The sequence below is a fragment of the Streptomyces sp. STAM6 genome, from assembly GCF_054963715.1.
On the sequence record NZ_JBUEFZ010000007.1, the window covers coordinates 48,352 to 64,631 of the forward strand.

Below are 16,280 nucleotides of genomic sequence, written 5' to 3' on the forward strand. Positions count from 1 at the left end.
CGCATTCCACCTGCGGTTCCTCGCCCAGTCCACGGTGCCGGACGCACAGATGACAGAAGTCGGGGAGTTGGTGCCCCTGGTCGACGTCGTCACCGGCTCCACCGCCACCCTCACCCCCGCACGGCGGGGACGGAAGATGGGCCAAGGCGGCCCGCTCAACCGACGATGGAGCCCGCGGCCGTCTCCGTCGCCCGGACGCGGGGGACGTCGGACTCCGCCACCCCGGCGAGGCGGACGGGCCGGACCGTGTGGGACGACGTCCGAGACGGAGCGTGGAAGGCCTTTCGAGTACGCCGCCGTCAGGCGGAGTCGAAACGATGACGGGCCGTTTCGATGGAGTTCAGATAGCGGTGGGTCCATTCACACATGGCGTCGACCGTCGCACGGAGGGCCCGGCCCGGCTCCGTGAGGGTGTACTCGACGCGCGGCGGAACAGTCGGGTGCACCGTGCGTTCGACCAGGCCGTTGCGCTCCAGCAGGCGGAGGTTCTGCGTGAGCATCTTGTGACTGATGCCTTCCACCTCACCCCGCAGCTCGGTGAAGCGCAGCGTGCGGTCCCCCACCGCCTCGATGATGAGCAGCGCCCACTTGTTGGCAATGTCGGTGAAGATCTCCCGCGCGAGGGAATCCGCACGCGTCACATCTGCTTCGTCCTTGGCCGAGCCCTTGACCTGCTTGGTCACCATGAGGTTCCTCAGTTACCCAAAAGTGCGTTCTTCCACGTCAGCGCACACTCTCCTACGGTTCCCGAGTAACCACAAGAGAGTGCGAGGAGACAGTCATGGCCATCACCCTGCTGAACCCGGACGGTTTGCCGGAGATCGACGTCTACCATCAGGTGGCGATCGCCTCCGGCACGAGGACCGTCTTCATCGCCGGCCAGGTGGCCTGGGACACCGACGGAGCCACGGTCGGCGAGGGCGACCTGGCCGCCCAGGTCGAGCAGTGCTACCTCAATGTCGGCGCCGCTCTCGCCGGCGCCGGCGCGTCGTTCGACGACGTCGCGAAGCTGACCGTCTACGTCGTCGACTGGACGGCCGACAAAATGCCCCTGCTCATGGACGGGATCTCCCGTGCGGCCGCGAAACTCGGGAAGGTGCCTGTGCCGCCTGCCACGCTGATCGGTGCGGCGGCACTGGACGTGCCGGAACACCTGGTCGAGATCGAGGCCACCGCGGTCCTCGACTGACCGGCTCGCGGGTCGGCCCCCGACCGCACGCCGGGGCGAGGCGGCTGCCGAGTTGTGAACACGGAGCGGCATCGGGCAGGGGGTACGTACCCTCGCGGCTGGACATCCGGGCGCGAGCCCCACCCGGGGAGCTCGCCCGCGGCTGCTTCAGCGCCGTCCGTGCCGCGGCCCCCGACGGCACGCCTCGGCCCCTTCGAAGAAGCGTGTCCGGAGCCGAGCGTCGGCGTCCGCTTCGGCCTCACCACGCAGATCCTTCGCGCGGGCGCACCGCCACCACTCCGGATCGCGGCGTAAGGATCAGTGACAGGGGCATGTGTGCCCGAAACGGATCGGGCGGGATCGGGGGAGACCATGGCGCAGACGCGTCGGTGCCGGGGATGTGGGAGCGCGAACGCGGTCGTCCGCCGTGACACGTATCGTGAGGCCCTGCGCAGTCAGTTTCAGATCAGCCGGAAGATGCGAACGGACGTCGGCAGAGTGCTGGGCGCCCTCCTCGCCCCGCCCCTACGCGCTCTGAAAGGACTGCGCGTGGTCTGCCAGGAATGCGGCTGGGAGACGCAGGTCTGGCGGTAGCGTGACGCCACCGTGGTCCGACCCGGTCCGGTGACGCCGGGCGCCCGCGCCGCTCGGGGACGGGTCGTTCCAGCGGGGTGGTGATCCTCCGGACGACAAGTCGGTACAGGTGTGCACGAGTGCGGTGGCAGGATGGCGGCATGGTGACGCATCAATCGTGGACCGGGCTGCACGGCGACCTGCTGGCGGCCAAAGCGTCCGTGTACGACCCGAGCGGTTTCACCTGCTCACTGCCGGTGCCCGAACCGGAGAGCTCTGTATACGCCGCTTGCGCGTTCACGCTCGACGACCGCTCCGTGCGTTTCCGCGTCGCCAGAACCACCCCGACGAAGGTGGGCCAGTTCGTCACCGTGTGGCAGCGGTCCGAGGAGGGCCCGATCCGGCCCTTCGATGCCGACGACGGGGTGGACCTCTTCGTCATCAGCACCCGCGACCACGACGGCTTCGGCCAGTTCGTGTTCCCGAGCGAGGTGTTGTGCGACCGCGACATCGTCTCCCGCAACGGCTCCGGTGGGAAGCGCGGATTCCGCGTCTATCCGCCGTGGGTGACCACAACCAACCGGCAGGCCCGCACCACGCAGGCATGGCAGGTGAACTACTTCTTCCCCCTCGGTGAGATCGGCTCGGCCGACCTGGCACGTGCCGACACCCTCTACCGCCCATGAGGTGCGCGCTGCGCCGCGGTGACCGGCTGTGAGGTGACCGCGTGGTGCGAGCGCCGGCGGGCTTCCCCGCCACCGGGGCTCGGGCCACGGACAGCCCGCGCGCCGGCGACGCGGGGGGGGGCGGAGGCGCTGCGGAACGATTTCAGTGCCTCTCGGAGCTTCGGCCGGCCCATGCCCTGTCCTGTCGGAGCCCCGGGACCGCGGGGAGTTGCCGCCCTCGGGCAACGACTCCCCCAACCGCATGGTCGCAGCTCAGCGCACCCTCCCCCGCGGTTTCAGTGCCACCGGCGGGAGTGCGGGGGCCGACAGGCGGCCGCCGTCGTAGCCGTGGACCTCGCCGAAGCGGGAGCCGGTCATCCAGTCGTTGAACGACTCTGGTGAGCGCGGCTCCGACCTCTGTAGACAGAGTCCGGTGTGGGCGCAGGGCACAGTTGGTTCACTGTCGAGATCACCAACCAGAGCGGTCCATCGGGCGGTTACGACCTAACAGCGGGACGCGGAAGCATGCGCGTGGACAGTGTCCGGACCAGGAACAGGGTGCTGAGGGTGAACATCAGCACGCCCAAGGGGACATGGAACGAGGGCACGTGGGCGATGCCCAGCGCGACCTGTGCCGAGGCGAGGAGGAGGAAGCCGGTGGCGTACAGGACGGGGCGGGGGGATCCGCCGCCTGGGCGCCAGGCCAGGATGGCGGCGAGCACGTACAGCATGGCGGCCGCGTACATCACTTTCGATCCGACGTCGTGCATCAGGTAGCCGTGGGACGAGGTCAGCAGCATGCCCGCGGTGACCGCCTGGAAGAGGAGGGTCAGGGTTTGCAGGGCTATCGCGGTCCTGAGGAAGGTAAGACGGCGTGGCGCAGCGGTCGTCATCTTGGTGGTCATGGTGTGGTCCCCCTCTTGTGGTGTGCGGTCAGTTGGGTGCGGGTCCGCATCATTGGCGTCCACGCGGGGTGGGCGGCGTCTGGGATGTGATGTGGGTCGGCTTCTGCGGGTTGCGGCGTTGGAGGGGCCGGTGTTGCGGGCGTCTTCAAAGCCGCGCCACGACGGTGGTGGCCCGTGCGCGCAGGCTACCGGCCAGACAGAGCACTGCACCGAGCGCGAGCCAGGTCAGCAGGACGATGACGGGATGGGTTGCTGCGTGGCCGTCGGAGGAGGCCGTGGTGCGCAGTAGCCCTTCTCCTTCTCCTGGGCGAGCCCGGTCGCGATGTCCTGCGGCGTCTGGGCGACCGCTGGGCCGGCGGCTGAGGCGGTGATGACCTGCGGGGAACCGGAGCTGACGTCGATCGCCCCGTACACCTTCCGGTCGTGTATCAGCCGTTCTGCGGCCGCGGTGTCGGCGACCTTGGTGATCCGGAAGCCGTCGGGGAGCCGCCGGTCGAGGGCCGCGCCGACCCGCTCGACCGCTGCGGGCGACCCGGCGACAGCGATCGGCACGTCGTGGAGGGACGACCGCACCGACGGCCATGCGAAGGCGGTGAGCAGTAAGCTGACGACCGCCGTGAGCAGCGCGACCGCCCCGGCCACCGTCCGCCAGGGCGACGGTGGTGCTGTGGTTGCGCGCGGGGCCTGAGTATCCATGGCTCTCCTCGGCAGAAGGTGTAGGTGCTGTGGATGGATGGTTCGAACGGACGGCGTCAGCGGGGGGCGAGCGGGGTCCCGGAGGTGAGGTGGGTCAGCTTCTCCGGGTTGCGTACGAAGTAGAGCCCGGTGATGCGCGCGTCGACGACACGGGCGGCCATGACGCCGTCGAGCTCCCCGCCCACGTACACGGCGAGCGCGGGGCTGCCGTTGACGACGGTGGGTTCCCAGGTGATGGTCTCCTCGACCTTGGCGGAGCCGCCGAGCCAGAAGCGGACCAGCTTCTCGGCGCCGACGACCGGGTGCAGCGCGGCCCGTTTGACGCCGCCGCCGTCGCTGAGCAGGACGACGTCGGGGGCGAGCACGTCGAGGAGGTCCTGCGGGTTCCCGGTCTCGATGGCGCGCTGGAAGGACTCCAGGGCGGCCCGGGCCTCGCTTGCGGAGGCGGTCCTGCGGGGACGGCGGGCGCCGACGTGCCTTCGAGCACGGTGCGCGATCTGACGGACGGCGTCGGGACTCTTGCCGACGGCCTCGGCGATCTCGTCGTACTCGACGTCGAAGACCTCCCGCAAGACGAAGACCGCCCGCTCGGTCGGCGCGAGACTCTCCAGGACGAGCATCATCGCCATCGACATGCTCTCGGCGAGCTCGACGTCCTCGGCCACGTCCGGGGTGGTGAGCAGCGGCTCGGGCAGCCACTGGCCGACGTACGACTCGCGGCGGCGCTTCACGGCACGCAGCCGGTTGAGCGACTGCCGGGTCGTGATCCGGACGAGGTACGCCCGCGGGTCGTCGACCCGCTCCAGTCCGACCCGGACCCAGCGCAGCCAGGTCTCCTGGAGGACGTCCTCGGCGTCGGCGGCCGAGCCGAGCATCTCGTAGGCGACGGTGAAGAGCAGGTTGCGGTGGGCGACGAAGGCTTCCGTCGCCGGGTCGGTGGTGTGCTCGGTCATCGCTCGGTCCCCTTCTCTCTTCGTATGCCTGTACGCGTCGCCGGCCCACGGCGGCAGCCTGCGACGGCCGCCCGTGGACCGGAGAACCAGGTGTTCTCAGCCATGTGCAGCGGCTCCGTGCTCCCGGGTACGTCCCGTTTTCCCGGTGTCCGGCGCGGAGGCCAGGCGGTGCTTGCGCTTCGGCACGCCGAACGTCGGGTGCTCGGTACCCCACAGCGACATCCGGACGATGCCCGCCTTGATCCGCGCGGCCTTCCGGCCACCCACGTACGTGGGCTTCGCCTGCGCTTCGCCGTCGACCATCTGCAGGATGCCGTCTCGCCGCCCGAGGCTGATGTGGTTGCCGTGGTAGTCCAGCTTGACGTTCGGGACCTTGCGGCCGGTCAAGCGGGCCACGATCGCCTCCGTGGCCTGCCTGCCGGTGTAGCCTGCCGAGGCGCAGGACATCGGCAGTGGAAGGCCGTTGTCGCCGATGGCGAAGGCACTGTCGCCGACGGCGTAGATGTCGGGGTGCGAGACCGACCGCATGGTGCGGTCGACGACGATCCGGCCGTTCTCGGTGACCTCCAGGCCGGAGGTGGCGGCGACCGGGCCGGCCATGAACCCAGCGGTCCACACGGTGGCGTCGGACGCCAGGACCATACCGTCGGCGCACCGCACCCGGTCCGCCTCGACGGCCTCGACGGTGACGTGCTCCAGGACGGTGACGCCCAGCCGGTCGCAGGCCAGGCGCAGATGTTCGCGGGCCCCGGCGGAGAGCGCGACGCCCAGCTCGCCGCGGGCGACCAGCGTCACCGCGAGCCCGGGCCGGGACTCGGCGATCTCGGTGGCGGTCTCGATGCCGGTCAGCCCGTCGCCGACCACCAGCACACCGCCCCCGCCGCCCGCACGGGCGCTCAGGCTCTCCAGGCGCTCACGCAGGCGCAGCGCGGAGGGACGGGCGCTCACGTCGAAGGCGTACTCGGCCACACCGGGCACACCGTGGTCGGCGCCGTGGCTGCCGAGTGCGTGGACCAGCGTGTCGTAGCCGAGCTCGACGCCACCGTGACCGTCGTCCAGGGCCACGGTCCGCCGCCCGGGGTCGACGGCGGTGACCCGGGCGACGCGCAAGTCGATCCCCGTACCCGCGAAGACCTCGGCGAGCGACGGTGCCGCGATCTCCTGCCCGGCCGCGAGCTGGTGGAGTCGCAGCCGCTGGACGAAGTCAGCCTCGGCGTTGACCACGGTGATCCCGGCATCGCGGGGGGACAGCCGCCGGGCCAGTGTCCCGGCCACGTAGGCCCCGGCGTAGCCGGCCCCGAGCACGACGATGCGGTGCTTGTTCATGTCTCGCTCCTGTCGTTTCGCCTGCTCCCCGAGGCGTGAGCGGAGCAGCACAGTCGCGCTGTCTCCCTGCCTTCGGGGCGTTCGGCCTCAAGACACCGCGCCCCGCACCGCCGTGACATCATGTGATGCAGTTCACTCCACCGGGGGCGTGACGCGGGCCTCTCGCACCCCCGCACGGGCCTGTTGGCCCGGTCCGCAGCCACCAACGGAACCGCACGCGGAGCTGGACCGACTCACCCAACGGCTGTGAACAGGCAGGAGAGGAGCACTCCGCAGAGGGCGGCATGTCCGGCGTGCCGAGACCGCAGCGCAGGGGGCACCCCGACGAGGCCGCCCGGTAGCAGGATGTGGAGACAGGCCCCCCGGACGACTACCGCTGGACGGACGTCCTCCGCCACCGTGGGCACCAACATCCGGCCGACAGCCGGAGCGATATCCAGCGGGTAAGGCCGCGCTCGACAACGCTCCTGCCGAGCAGACTTCGCGGCGCGCCTCAGCACAGGCTAGGTGTCATTCCGCGCCCCCGCCCGCATTGCGGCCGGGCGGGGGGCTCACCAGGTGGCGGGGGTCCGTGGCCCGGGTGATCGCGGTTTCGACGGCCGCTATCCGGTCGGCGAGCAGGCCGAGCGCGGCCACTGCCCGGCCGAGGGCGTCGTCACCGGCGCTGCCCAGTGCCTGGGAGCGGATGTACGCGGATGTCACGGCTTCTTGCCTCGCCCGCTGCTCTTCGGTGAGGGTGCCGCGCAGGACGGCGAGCTTGAGCAGGTTGGCTTCGGCGCCGGTGGTGAGGGTCTGGGCCTCGGCCGCGTAGTGGTCGTCGATCACGGCGGCCACCTCGGTGTCGTTCATGGCCGGGGAGACCCGTGCGGCGATCTTGTTCATGTTGCGGTACGAGCCCTGGAGCTGGAAGGGCGGTTCCGTACGGCCGGTGTCGGTCTGGCCGGCGGAGGCGATGTAGGCGGCGTTGACCGCGAGGACCGTTTCCCGGGCCGTGAGCAGGTGCCGCAGCACCGCCAGGATCTGATCCAGTTCGGTGGGCGCGTAGGGGTGGGTGAGCCGGTCGGGGCGGGCGGTGGGGTCCCCGGCGGCCATGTCCAGCAGCAGCTCCAGGTCGGCGCGCTCGCGCCCGGCGAGCGGGGCGAGGACCGGGTGGGAGGTCAGCGCGTTCTCCATGAAGCTCAGGGCGAAGGCGTTCTCCTTGCCGGTCAGTACGTCACCGAGGTTCCACACGTCGGCGCGGTTGGCGAGCATGTCGGGCACGCGGAAACGCTGTCCGGACTCGGTGTAGGGATTGCCGGCCATACAGACGGCGAAGCGCTTGCCGCGCAGGTCGTGGCCGTCCAGGGTGCGGGTGGCGTCGCACAGCGGGACGAACTTCTGGAGCAGCTCGGGCGAGGTGTGCTGGATGTCGTCCAGGTACAGCAGGACGTTGTTGCCGGCCGCCAGTGCGAAGTGGATCTTCTCGAGCTCACGGCGGGCGGCGGCGTTCGGCGCCTCGGCCGGGTCGAGGGAGGTCACGTCATGGCCGAGGGCGGGCCCGTCGACCTTGACCAGCAGGAGGCCGAGGCGGTCGGCGACGTACTCCATGAGGGTCGTCTTGCCGTACCCGGGCGGCGAGAGGAGCAGCAGCAGCCCGCTGGTGTCGACTCGTTTGCCGTCACCCGTGGTGCCGATCTGCTGGGCGAGGTTGTCGCCGATCAGCGGCAGGTACACCTCGTCGACGAGCCGGCCCCGCACGAACGAGGACATGACGCGCGGCCGGTACTCGTCCAGACGCAGCCGTCGGCGCTCGTCGGCCACCAGCGCGTTCCTGCGCTGCTGGTAGGCGCGGAAAGCGGGAACCACCCGGTGGGCGAAGTCACCTGTCCTGGCCAGGAATTCGTCGAGGCGGAGGTGGAGAGTGCCCCGGTCGATCCTGGGGTGCGTGCCGAGCAGGCCCTCCACGCGGGCGGTCGGCACGCAGTCCACGTCATGGCGCGGGAGCTCCGGGCACACCTCGATCGCCACCGCTTCTGCGAGGTCGCCGGCGTCCACGTCCTCGCCGCTTGAGGCCGCGTACGCGAAGAGCCAGCCCTCCACCAGCCGTCGCGCGGCCGCCGCGTCCCCTTCGACAAGGAGGGTGCGTACGTCCTCGGCGTACGGCGAGGAGCCCACCGCCCGGTGGAGCTTCTCCAGCAGGGTGCGGGCGGACGGGCCGGTCGTGAAGGAGCCGCCGGCCGCCAGCTCCTCGACGAGGTACTCGGCCGCAGGGCCGGTCAGGGTTCCGGCCTCCGCCAGCTCGCCGCACAGCGCTTCCAGGGCCGGCGCCGTGCCGAAGGTCTCCCTGGCCCGGACGAGCGACGCGGCCGCGCGCGTCCACGCCTCCCGGGCGGCGGCGGTCGTCCCGTGGGCCCAGAAGAGCTGGGCGGCGGACCGGTCGGCGGCCGGGTACCGCATCAGCCCGGCCCGCTCGTACAGCGGGAGCAGTACGGCCAGGATGGCGGCCGCGTCGTGGTCGTGGACGCCTCGCTCGTAGCCCTCGTCGTAGGCGGCCTCGGCCGCCCGCCTGGCCAGGCAGGGCAGGTCGGCCCGCGCCAGGGACTCGGCGCCGTGCTCGGACAGCAGCCGCGCGGCGAGGTGTTCGGCGCGGTAGACGTCGGCGTTCTCGGACGGCAGGAGCTGGTCCCAGTAGGGGCGGGTGTCCGCGAAGCCGGGATCGGCCACCGGGCGGCGGTAGTCCGTGCCGGTCAGCGCGCAGGCCAGGCCGCCGTCCGTGTGCGGTACGAGCGTGAGCTCCGGCGGCCGGGTGTTGACGGCGAAGCGGTGGCTGCCCAGCTGGATGGTGTCGCCGCCGTCCGCGTACAGCTCGGCGCGGTCCCGCAGGGCACGTCCGGCCTCCTGGCGGGCGGCCCCCAGTCGGCCCTCCAGCTCCTCGGCCCGCACCTGGTCGCCGAGCTCGCGCAGTTCGGCGGCGGTGCGGCGGACCTTCTCGACCATCGGGTCGGAGGCGAAGTAGGTGTTGACCTCGTCGGGGCCGGCCAGGCCGGCCGCCCGGCGGGCGATCGTCTCCAGGACGCGGGAGGCCGAGGCGGCGAGGCGTTCGGCGCGCCGGGCGCGGGCGTCCTCGAGGGCCTGCTTGCGGCCCGCGAAGGCGTCGTGGACCTCGGCGCGCTTGTCGGTGATCTCCGTGAGGAAGCCGTCGTGGTCGGCGAAGCGTGACTCCAGGTTGTCCAGCTGGAGCAGCAGCCGGGCGAGCTGCGCGTCACATGCCTCCGGGGTGTCGGCCGCGGCCAGGGCACCGGTGACGGACTGGGCGAGGAGGGCGAACTCGGCCGCGAACGCCGCCCGTCCCTCCTGGTCGAGGAGTTCACGGCGCCGGGCGGCGAGGAGAGCGCGGACGCGGTTGAGGCCGCCCAGCACCTCGGCGATCCGCTCCAGGATGGCCGTGCGGACGGTCGCGTCGCCGATGTCCAGGCCGGCGACCACCTCGGTGAGGGTCTGGAGGCGGTGGACCTGCGCGTCGAGCCGCTCGGTGACCGCGGCCGCTTCGGCAGTCGTGGTGATCGCCCCGGCGTCGGTGGTGAGCCGCTCCACCTCCGCGTGCTGGGCGGTGAAGGCGTCGTCGCGCCGGAGGAAGGCGACCGCCCGCTGAGCGGTCGAGGTGATATGCGCCCCGGCGTCCTCGGCGAGCGCGTCGACAGCCGCGGTGTCCGCGTACCGCATCTCCTTGAGCGTCATCAGGCGGCCCTGCGCACGGCGCAGTTCGGTGATGCGCTCGATCCACTCCTCGGCCGTGGCCGGTGCCTCACCGCGGATCCGCCGCACCAGCCGCTGGAGGTCCTCCCCGGCGTGTGCGAGGGCCTCGGCGGCCTGCGCGCGCAGGGCCTGTACGGTCTCGAACTCGCGCAACACCTGCTCGGCGGTCGCCCGCACCTCCTCCAGCGGCGCGCGCAGGTCGCCCGTCTCCGCGTCGCCCAGCCAGGGGAAGCGGTCGGCCGTCCGGGTACAGGCGGCGACCAGCGCGGCGTACATCTCGCCGGTGGCGGTGGTCTCGGCGACCTGCCGGGCGATGGCCAGGCAGTCCGCGATGCCGTGGACCAGGTCGGCGTTGCCGATGCGGGCGAGCGGCCCGTCGCCCTCGGGGACGGTCCCGGACACGTACGGTGTCCGCCACAGCTGGACCGGGTGGACGCGTGCGGGCTCGCCGGACTCGGTGCGTAGTGCGGCAAGCGTACCGTCGTCGAGGAGCGCGTGACCACGGCACGCGATGGGGGTGGCGATCTCCTTGCGGATGAGGTTGTACGGCAGCAGGAGGGTGCGGCCGGTGCCGGCGTGGAACGCGTACAGCACGTCCTCGCCGTTGGGCGAGCGGACGGCCGCCTCGAATTCCATGCCGGAGACGTCCGTGTCGAACGTCTTCACCGTCCCGGTGGACAGGCAGTAGCCGCCGGGGAAGACGATGCCCTGGTCGTCGGGGAGGCGGCGGCACGATTGTCCGATGCCGTCCAGCCGGACCACGGACTTGGTGAGCGTGTGGAAGACCAGGTGGCGCCAGGTCTCCTCCTTGTAGGGGCGGACGCGCAGCAGGATCACGGCGCCGACGATCGCGTACGCCACCTCCGCGTCCGCCAGCGACTGCAGGGGCTCGTCGACCGGCTCGTTGTATAGGCCCTCGCCGGTCTCGGTGTCGTTCTCGGTCTTCACGGTGAGCGTGCCGCCGACCGTGGAGACGAAGACCGTGCCGTCGGCGAGGGCGATGTGCGGGTGCCGCCCGAGGACGTGGTCGTCCCGGGTGGCCTCGGTCCACGTGAAGTCGTACGGCGCGGGGAGGACGTGGTCGCGCTCGCCGCGGGCGTCGAGGAACCGCACCTCGCCGGACGGGGCGAGGGACCAGCGCAGGACACGGATGTCCTCGGCCTGGGCGCCCGTCCGGAAGATGGCCAGCAGCTTGCCGTCCACGTGCCGCAGCCGCAGCAGTCGCGCGCCCCGGTAGTAGCGGTGGAGCGCGGCGAACTCGGTGACGAAGGCGGGGTCGTCGAGCAGGCCGGGCACCGCGTCGTCCGGGAGACGGTTCAGGTCGCGGTCGTGGAGGGCGAAGACGTCCTCGGGCGACGGTGCCTCGTACCCGGCGAGCAGCACATCGCCGACCGCGACGACGTCACGGGCCACGAGGTCCCGTTCCGTGCGGAGGTGCCCGGTCGCGGTGAGGGCGAGCCCGGTCGCGCCGAAGGCGGCGACGCGAGCGGTGTTCAGGGCGTCGGTGCGGCGGGCCAGTTCGGCGGCCCGCGCGTCGAGGCGGTCGCGCAGCACCTCGTACGTACCGGCGTCCATCCCCGTCGTGTTCATGCTCTCCCGCTCCCTCGTGTGCGTGGTGAAAAGGGTCCGGAGCTGCCGCCCCCCGCGCGGCAGCTCCGGAAGTGTGCGCGACCGCGACCGGTCAGCTCTTGGCGGCGCCGTTCAGGCCCGCGAGCTCGGCCACCGGCATGTCGGCCAGGCCCAGCTGCCGTGCCTTGCCGATCAGCTCGTCCAGCCGGCCGGAGCCGGAGGGCATGAGCTTCATGAGCAGGGCGGACACGGTCAGGTTCTGTACGTCGGCGGTGGACACCGATCCGAGCACCTTCGTCAGGTCCTCGGTGAAGGAGGCGGAGCCGTCCAGCCACGGCCCGGCCAGTGCCTGGGCGGTCTGTGAGCTGTCCATGAATCCGTCGACGCTCTTGCCGAGGGAGATGGCCCCGACGATCCGGTCGAAGAAGGCCGACTCGCCTCCGACGATGTTGATGTCGGCGTTCTCCAGTCCGGTGGCGAGCACCGCGGCCTGCGCTTCGGCGACCTGGCGCTGGACGTCCAGCCCGGCCAGGCGGATGTCCTTCTCCGCCTCCAGCCGCAGCCGGTACTCCTCGTGCGTACGGGATGCCTCGTCCAGGGCGGCCATCGCGGCGGCCTTCTCCGTGAGGCCCGCCGCCTCGGCCTTGAGCTTCTCTCCGATGGCGGTGGCCTCGGCGAGAGCCTTCTCGCGGGTGCCCGCGGCCTCGGCGCGCAGGCGGGCCTCGGTCGCCTCCGCCTCGGCGCGGCCGGTCTTCTCGATGGCGTCGGCTTCCTTCTCCCGTATCTGGACGGCCGCCAGGCCCTCGGCCGCGGCCTCGGCCTGGATACCCTCGGCGAGGCGGATCTTGGCGCGGGCGTCCATGTCGGCGGTCTTGTTGCGCGCTTCGGCGAGGGTGAGCTCCTCGGCGGCACGGTGGATCGCGGCCTGCTCGGCGGCTTCGGCGGCCTTGATGTCCTTGACGAGCCGCTCCTGGGCCTCGGCCTCGGCGGCGATGACGACGGCCTGCCGCTTGCGCTCGGCCTCCTCGACGGCGCGGAGCTTCTTGATGGACTCCTCCTGCTCGGCGACCGTGCGGTCCACCGCGACCCGCTCACGGATCACCTCGGCGATCTCGCGGCGCTCGGTCTCGACCTCCTTCTCGGCGGAGATGCGGGTCAGTTCGGTTTCCCGGTCCCGGGCGATGACTTCGAGGAGGCGGTCCTTCTCGATGCGCTCGTTCTCGACGGCGATGACCCGCTCGCGGTTCTTCTGCGCGACGGCCACCTCGCGGGCCTGGTTCTCGCGCTGGATGCCCAGCTGTTCCTCGGTCTTGAGGAAGGCGCTCTGCGCGCGCAGCCGCTCCTCCTCGACCACGCGGGCGGTCTCGGCCTCCTCCCGTGCCCGTACGGTGTCGATCTCCCGCTTCTGCTTGATCTCGGCGTCGGCCTGGCGGCGCTCCAGCTCCAGGATCGCCTCGCGGGCGTCGACGTTCTGCCGGGTGATCTCCTTCTCCTCCGTGCGCTGGAACTCGTTGGTGCGCACGTGCTCGACGGCCGTCAGCTCGGTGATCTTCCGGATGCCCTGGGCGTCGAGGATGTTGGAGGCGTCCAGCTGGGCGAGCGGCGTCTGCTCCAGGTAGTCGATCGCCGCGTCCTCCAGGCTGTAGCCGTTCAGATCGGTGCCGATGACCTGGATGATCCGGTCCCGGAACTCGTCACGCTTGGTGTAGAGGTCGGTGAAGTCCAGCTGCTTGCCGACCGTCTTCAGCGCCTCGGAGAACTTGGCGTTGAACAGCTCCTGCAGTGTGGCCTGGTCGCTGGCGCGGGCCGTGCCGATGGCCTGGGCGACCTTGATGACGTCCTCGACGGTCTTGTTCACCCGGACGAAGAACGAGATGCGGATGTCGGCGCGGATGTTGTCGCGGCAGATGAGACCGTCCCGGCCGGTGCGGGAGATGTCGATGGTCTTCACCGAGATGTCCATGACCTCGGCCTTGTGCAGGACGGGCAGGACGACCTGTCCGGTGAAGGTGACGTCGACCTTCCGCATCTTCGACACGATCAGCGCTTTGCCCTGCTCCACTTTGCGAAACAGTCGGCTGATCACGAACAGCATGGCGATGGCGATGAGCAGGACGACGGCGACGAGCACGCCGATGCCCCAGGAGATGGCATCCATGAGAATCCCCGGATCGAAGGGTGGGAGCTGAAGCTGGAGGGGCGGCGGGTCAGCCGCGGGGGTCCAGCGCCTTGTCGAAGGGCGTGACCCAGAAGAACGCGCCGGTGTCGTCGTACGCGTACAGCAGCCCCGTGCTGCCGAGTGCCAGCGGACTGCCGTCGTTCTGACGGACCTGTACGACGGCCGTGGAGCCGTCCCGCGCGGCGACCTCGGCCTGGCCGAAGTCCGCGTCCACCCGCCCGGTGCGGATGGTGCAGATCGACCCCACGAAGTCGTGCAGGGACGGCCCGCGTTCGTCGGGGAAAAGCTTGGCCAAGGGGCGTACGAGCGCCCGGGTCAGACGCCACGAGCCGAAGAGCGAGGCGCACAACAGAGCGGCGCCGAGCAGGTGGACCAGGGCGGCCGGCCATCCCGCACGGGCGAGGAGCACGGACCCGGTGAGGCTGAAGAACCAGGACAGGACGATCAGCAGCGAGGCCGACACCGCCACGGGCACGCCGCCCAGGCTCAGCGCGTCGGTGTCCACGTCCGCGTCGAAACTGTCCGTGTCGGCAGCGCCCACCAGCACCAGCAGCCAGAATCCGGCGACCACCACGAGAGCGGCGGTGAACAGCACCGTGGGGAACGTGGTGGCGGCCTGCCAGAAGTCGCCCATGGTGTGTCCCCCTTGCGTCGCCGTGCGGCACGATGATTTCCGGGTTACGGCATCGGTTTGGTGCACGGGCCCCGGTCCGGTCATGCTGACAGGACGGCACGCAAGTTCGCATTGCCGTCACCCGGCAATCTTTACGCGCCCTTGATGCCGGTGGCGGTCCCCCGGCCGGCGCGTGTCACCCTTGACGCCCACGCGTCGGGGATCCGTCAGCGGCGCGTAAGAAACCGAGGAGGGGCCATGGCCGAGCAGGGCGGAGTCGAGCAGTATCTGGAGGGGTATGCCCGGATACTGGTCGGGGTCTGCGCCACCGGCCGGCGGCTGAACCGGGACGAGCTGGAAGCGTTGCGGGGGCAGGGCGAGCGGGCAGCGGAGGCCGGCATCGGGCTCCGCCTGATGGTGCGCGCGCACCTCGCCGCCGCCCAGGACGTGCGGGCGGATCTGCGTGGCACCTCGGCCGACCACCTGCTGTCGGCGGTGGAGCAGGCGGTGGACGCCTTCGCCGAGGGCCATGAGCGGGCGCAGCGGCTCGCGATCCGCCAGCAGGAGGCGGCCCGGCGGGAGTTCATCGACGACCTGCTCCACGGGCGTAGTGACGTGGGCCGTCTCGCCGAGCGGGCCGAGCGGTTCGGCCTGTTGCTGTCGCACGCCCACGCGGTCGCGGTGGCGCAGGGGCGCGAGCCGTACGACGACGGCTATGCCGTCACCCGCAGCGTGGAGTCGTCCCTCGCGGCTCGTTTCGGGGACCGCCGCATTCTGCTGACCACGAAGAACGGCCGGCTCATCTGCATCGCGCCGGGCGACCAGGCGGATGTCCTCAGCTTCTTCGCCAAGCAGGGGCACGCCGCGACCGACGGCGGCCGGGTGGCCATCGGCCGGGCCCATCCCGGAGTCGGTGGGGTCGTCCATTCGTACGAGGAGGCGCTCAACGCTCTGGACCTGGCGGAGCGCTTGAACCTGGAGGACCCGGTGCTGCGTGCCGCCGACCTCCTCGTGTACCCGGTGCTCACCCGCGACCGGCAGGCCATGGCCGACCTGGTGCGCACGGTACTCGGCCCTCTGAAGCAGGCCCGCGGCGGCGCCCAGCCACTGATCGACACACTCACCGCGTACTTCGACAGGGGCTGCGTGGCGGCCGAGGCGGCCCGGCAGCTGTCCTTGAGCGTGCGGGCGATGACGTACCGGCTGGAGCGGATCCACCGGCTGACGGGCGCCGATCCCGGCAACCCCGTCGACCGCTACACGCTCCAGACCGCGGTCGTCGGCGCCCGCCTGTTGGACTGGCCGGAGCAGGATCTCTGAGCGGGCCCGGCGGTCGGTGGCTCGGCCTGGCGGCGGGACGCGGAGCGGCGGGGCCGGCGTGGCGCCCCGTTCCGTCGATTACAGAGGGTCATGGCCGAGAAGAGGACAAAGGGGCCACCGGATCACTCGCTTTCAGCCGACGCGGCAGACGGCAGAAGATCGCCCCTGGGCGTCCGCCGGGACGTCGTGCGCGGCGGTCCTGATGCCGTCCACGCGCCAGGAGCAAGGTGCGTGTCGGACGGACGCCTCATAGTGGCCGCCACGGTAACTCGATTTCACTTCCCTGCCCCGGCAATGAAAAGGCCGATATATTGCCGGCCACCGGCAAGGCGAGCCTCTGCGCGCCCTTGAAGGGCCGAGCGCCAGGGGCAGCGCCCCAGAGCCGCCCCGAGCCGGGCGGTCGAATCATCGCGGAGCGGGACCCTCGCCCGAGCACCCGCCCGACCGACGTTCGATGAACGAATCAAGCCATCCGGATAACGGTCTGGTCTCGCTCGCTGGCACTTTCGAAGATTACTCATGGTTATGTGACTTGAATCACTAAAGGGGACGCAAAGATCGTGGTAGAACTGCGCAAC

Annotated in this window: 11 protein-coding genes and 1 pseudogene; 3 read left to right on the top strand and 9 right to left on the bottom strand. The window is 71.1% G+C overall.

Annotated features, from left to right (window positions below; genetic code table 11):
• Window positions 1-299: 299 nt before the first annotated feature.
• Window positions 300-686 (bottom strand): winged helix-turn-helix transcriptional regulator, encoded by a 387-nt coding sequence (locus ACY34K_RS11690; protein ID WP_462746125.1) that lies wholly within the window; start codon window positions 684-686, stop codon window positions 300-302.
• Window positions 687-781: 95 nt separating this feature from the next.
• Here ACY34K_RS11690 and ACY34K_RS11695 point away from each other — a divergent pair, with 95 nt between their 5' ends.
• Complete coding sequence (locus tag ACY34K_RS11695) at window positions 782-1,189, top strand: RidA family protein (RefSeq protein ID WP_462746126.1); 408 nt, start codon at window positions 782-784, stop codon at window positions 1,187-1,189.
• Between the two features lie 713 nt (window positions 1,190-1,902).
• On the top strand, window positions 1,903-2,427 hold the full coding sequence (locus ACY34K_RS11700) for a MepB family protein (protein ID WP_462746127.1): 525 nt from the start codon (window positions 1,903-1,905) through the stop codon (window positions 2,425-2,427).
• 252 nt (window positions 2,428-2,679) lie between these two features.
• On the opposite strand, the pseudogene ACY34K_RS11705 reads toward ACY34K_RS11700, so the two are convergent.
• The 8 genes and pseudogenes from ACY34K_RS11705 to ACY34K_RS11740 all read right to left on the bottom strand — a co-directional run.
• A pseudogene (locus tag ACY34K_RS11705) lies at window positions 2,680-2,790 on the bottom strand (pirin family protein); the annotation flags it as partial.
• 113 nt (window positions 2,791-2,903) lie between these two features.
• A complete protein-coding gene (locus ACY34K_RS11710; RefSeq protein ID WP_462746128.1) occupies window positions 2,904-3,311 on the bottom strand; it encodes a hypothetical protein in 408 nt (135 codons plus the stop codon).
• 225 nt (window positions 3,312-3,536) lie between these two features.
• Window positions 3,537-4,007 (bottom strand): hypothetical protein, encoded by a 471-nt coding sequence (locus ACY34K_RS11715; protein WP_462746129.1) that lies wholly within the window; start codon window positions 4,005-4,007, stop codon window positions 3,537-3,539.
• 56 nt (window positions 4,008-4,063) lie between these two features.
• On the bottom strand, window positions 4,064-4,960 hold the full coding sequence (locus ACY34K_RS11720; protein ID WP_462746130.1) for an RNA polymerase sigma-70 factor: 897 nt from the start codon (window positions 4,958-4,960) through the stop codon (window positions 4,064-4,066).
• Between the two features lie 96 nt (window positions 4,961-5,056).
• Window positions 5,057-6,286, bottom strand: coding sequence for an NAD(P)/FAD-dependent oxidoreductase (locus ACY34K_RS11725; RefSeq protein ID WP_462746131.1), 1,230 nt, complete (start codon window positions 6,284-6,286; stop codon window positions 5,057-5,059).
• Between the two features lie 510 nt (window positions 6,287-6,796).
• Window positions 6,797-11,611 carry a DNA repair ATPase gene (locus ACY34K_RS11730; protein WP_462746132.1) on the bottom strand — a complete coding sequence of 1,605 codons (4,815 nt, stop codon included), beginning with the start codon at window positions 11,609-11,611 and terminating at the stop codon, window positions 6,797-6,799.
• Between the two features lie 91 nt (window positions 11,612-11,702).
• A complete protein-coding gene (locus ACY34K_RS11735) occupies window positions 11,703-13,748 on the bottom strand; it encodes a flotillin family protein (RefSeq protein ID WP_462746133.1) in 2,046 nt (681 codons plus the stop codon).
• A 49-nt stretch (window positions 13,749-13,797) separates the two neighbouring features.
• Window positions 13,798-14,403 (bottom strand): hypothetical protein, encoded by a 606-nt coding sequence (locus ACY34K_RS11740; protein ID WP_462746134.1) that lies wholly within the window; start codon window positions 14,401-14,403, stop codon window positions 13,798-13,800.
• Window positions 14,404-14,640: 237 nt separating this feature from the next.
• Between ACY34K_RS11740 and ACY34K_RS11745 the strand changes: the two genes are divergently transcribed.
• Window positions 14,641-15,702, top strand: a complete 1,062-nt coding sequence (locus ACY34K_RS11745) for a PucR family transcriptional regulator (RefSeq protein WP_462746135.1) — start codon at window positions 14,641-14,643, stop codon at window positions 15,700-15,702.
• The last annotated feature ends 578 nt before the right edge of the window (window positions 15,703-16,280 follow it).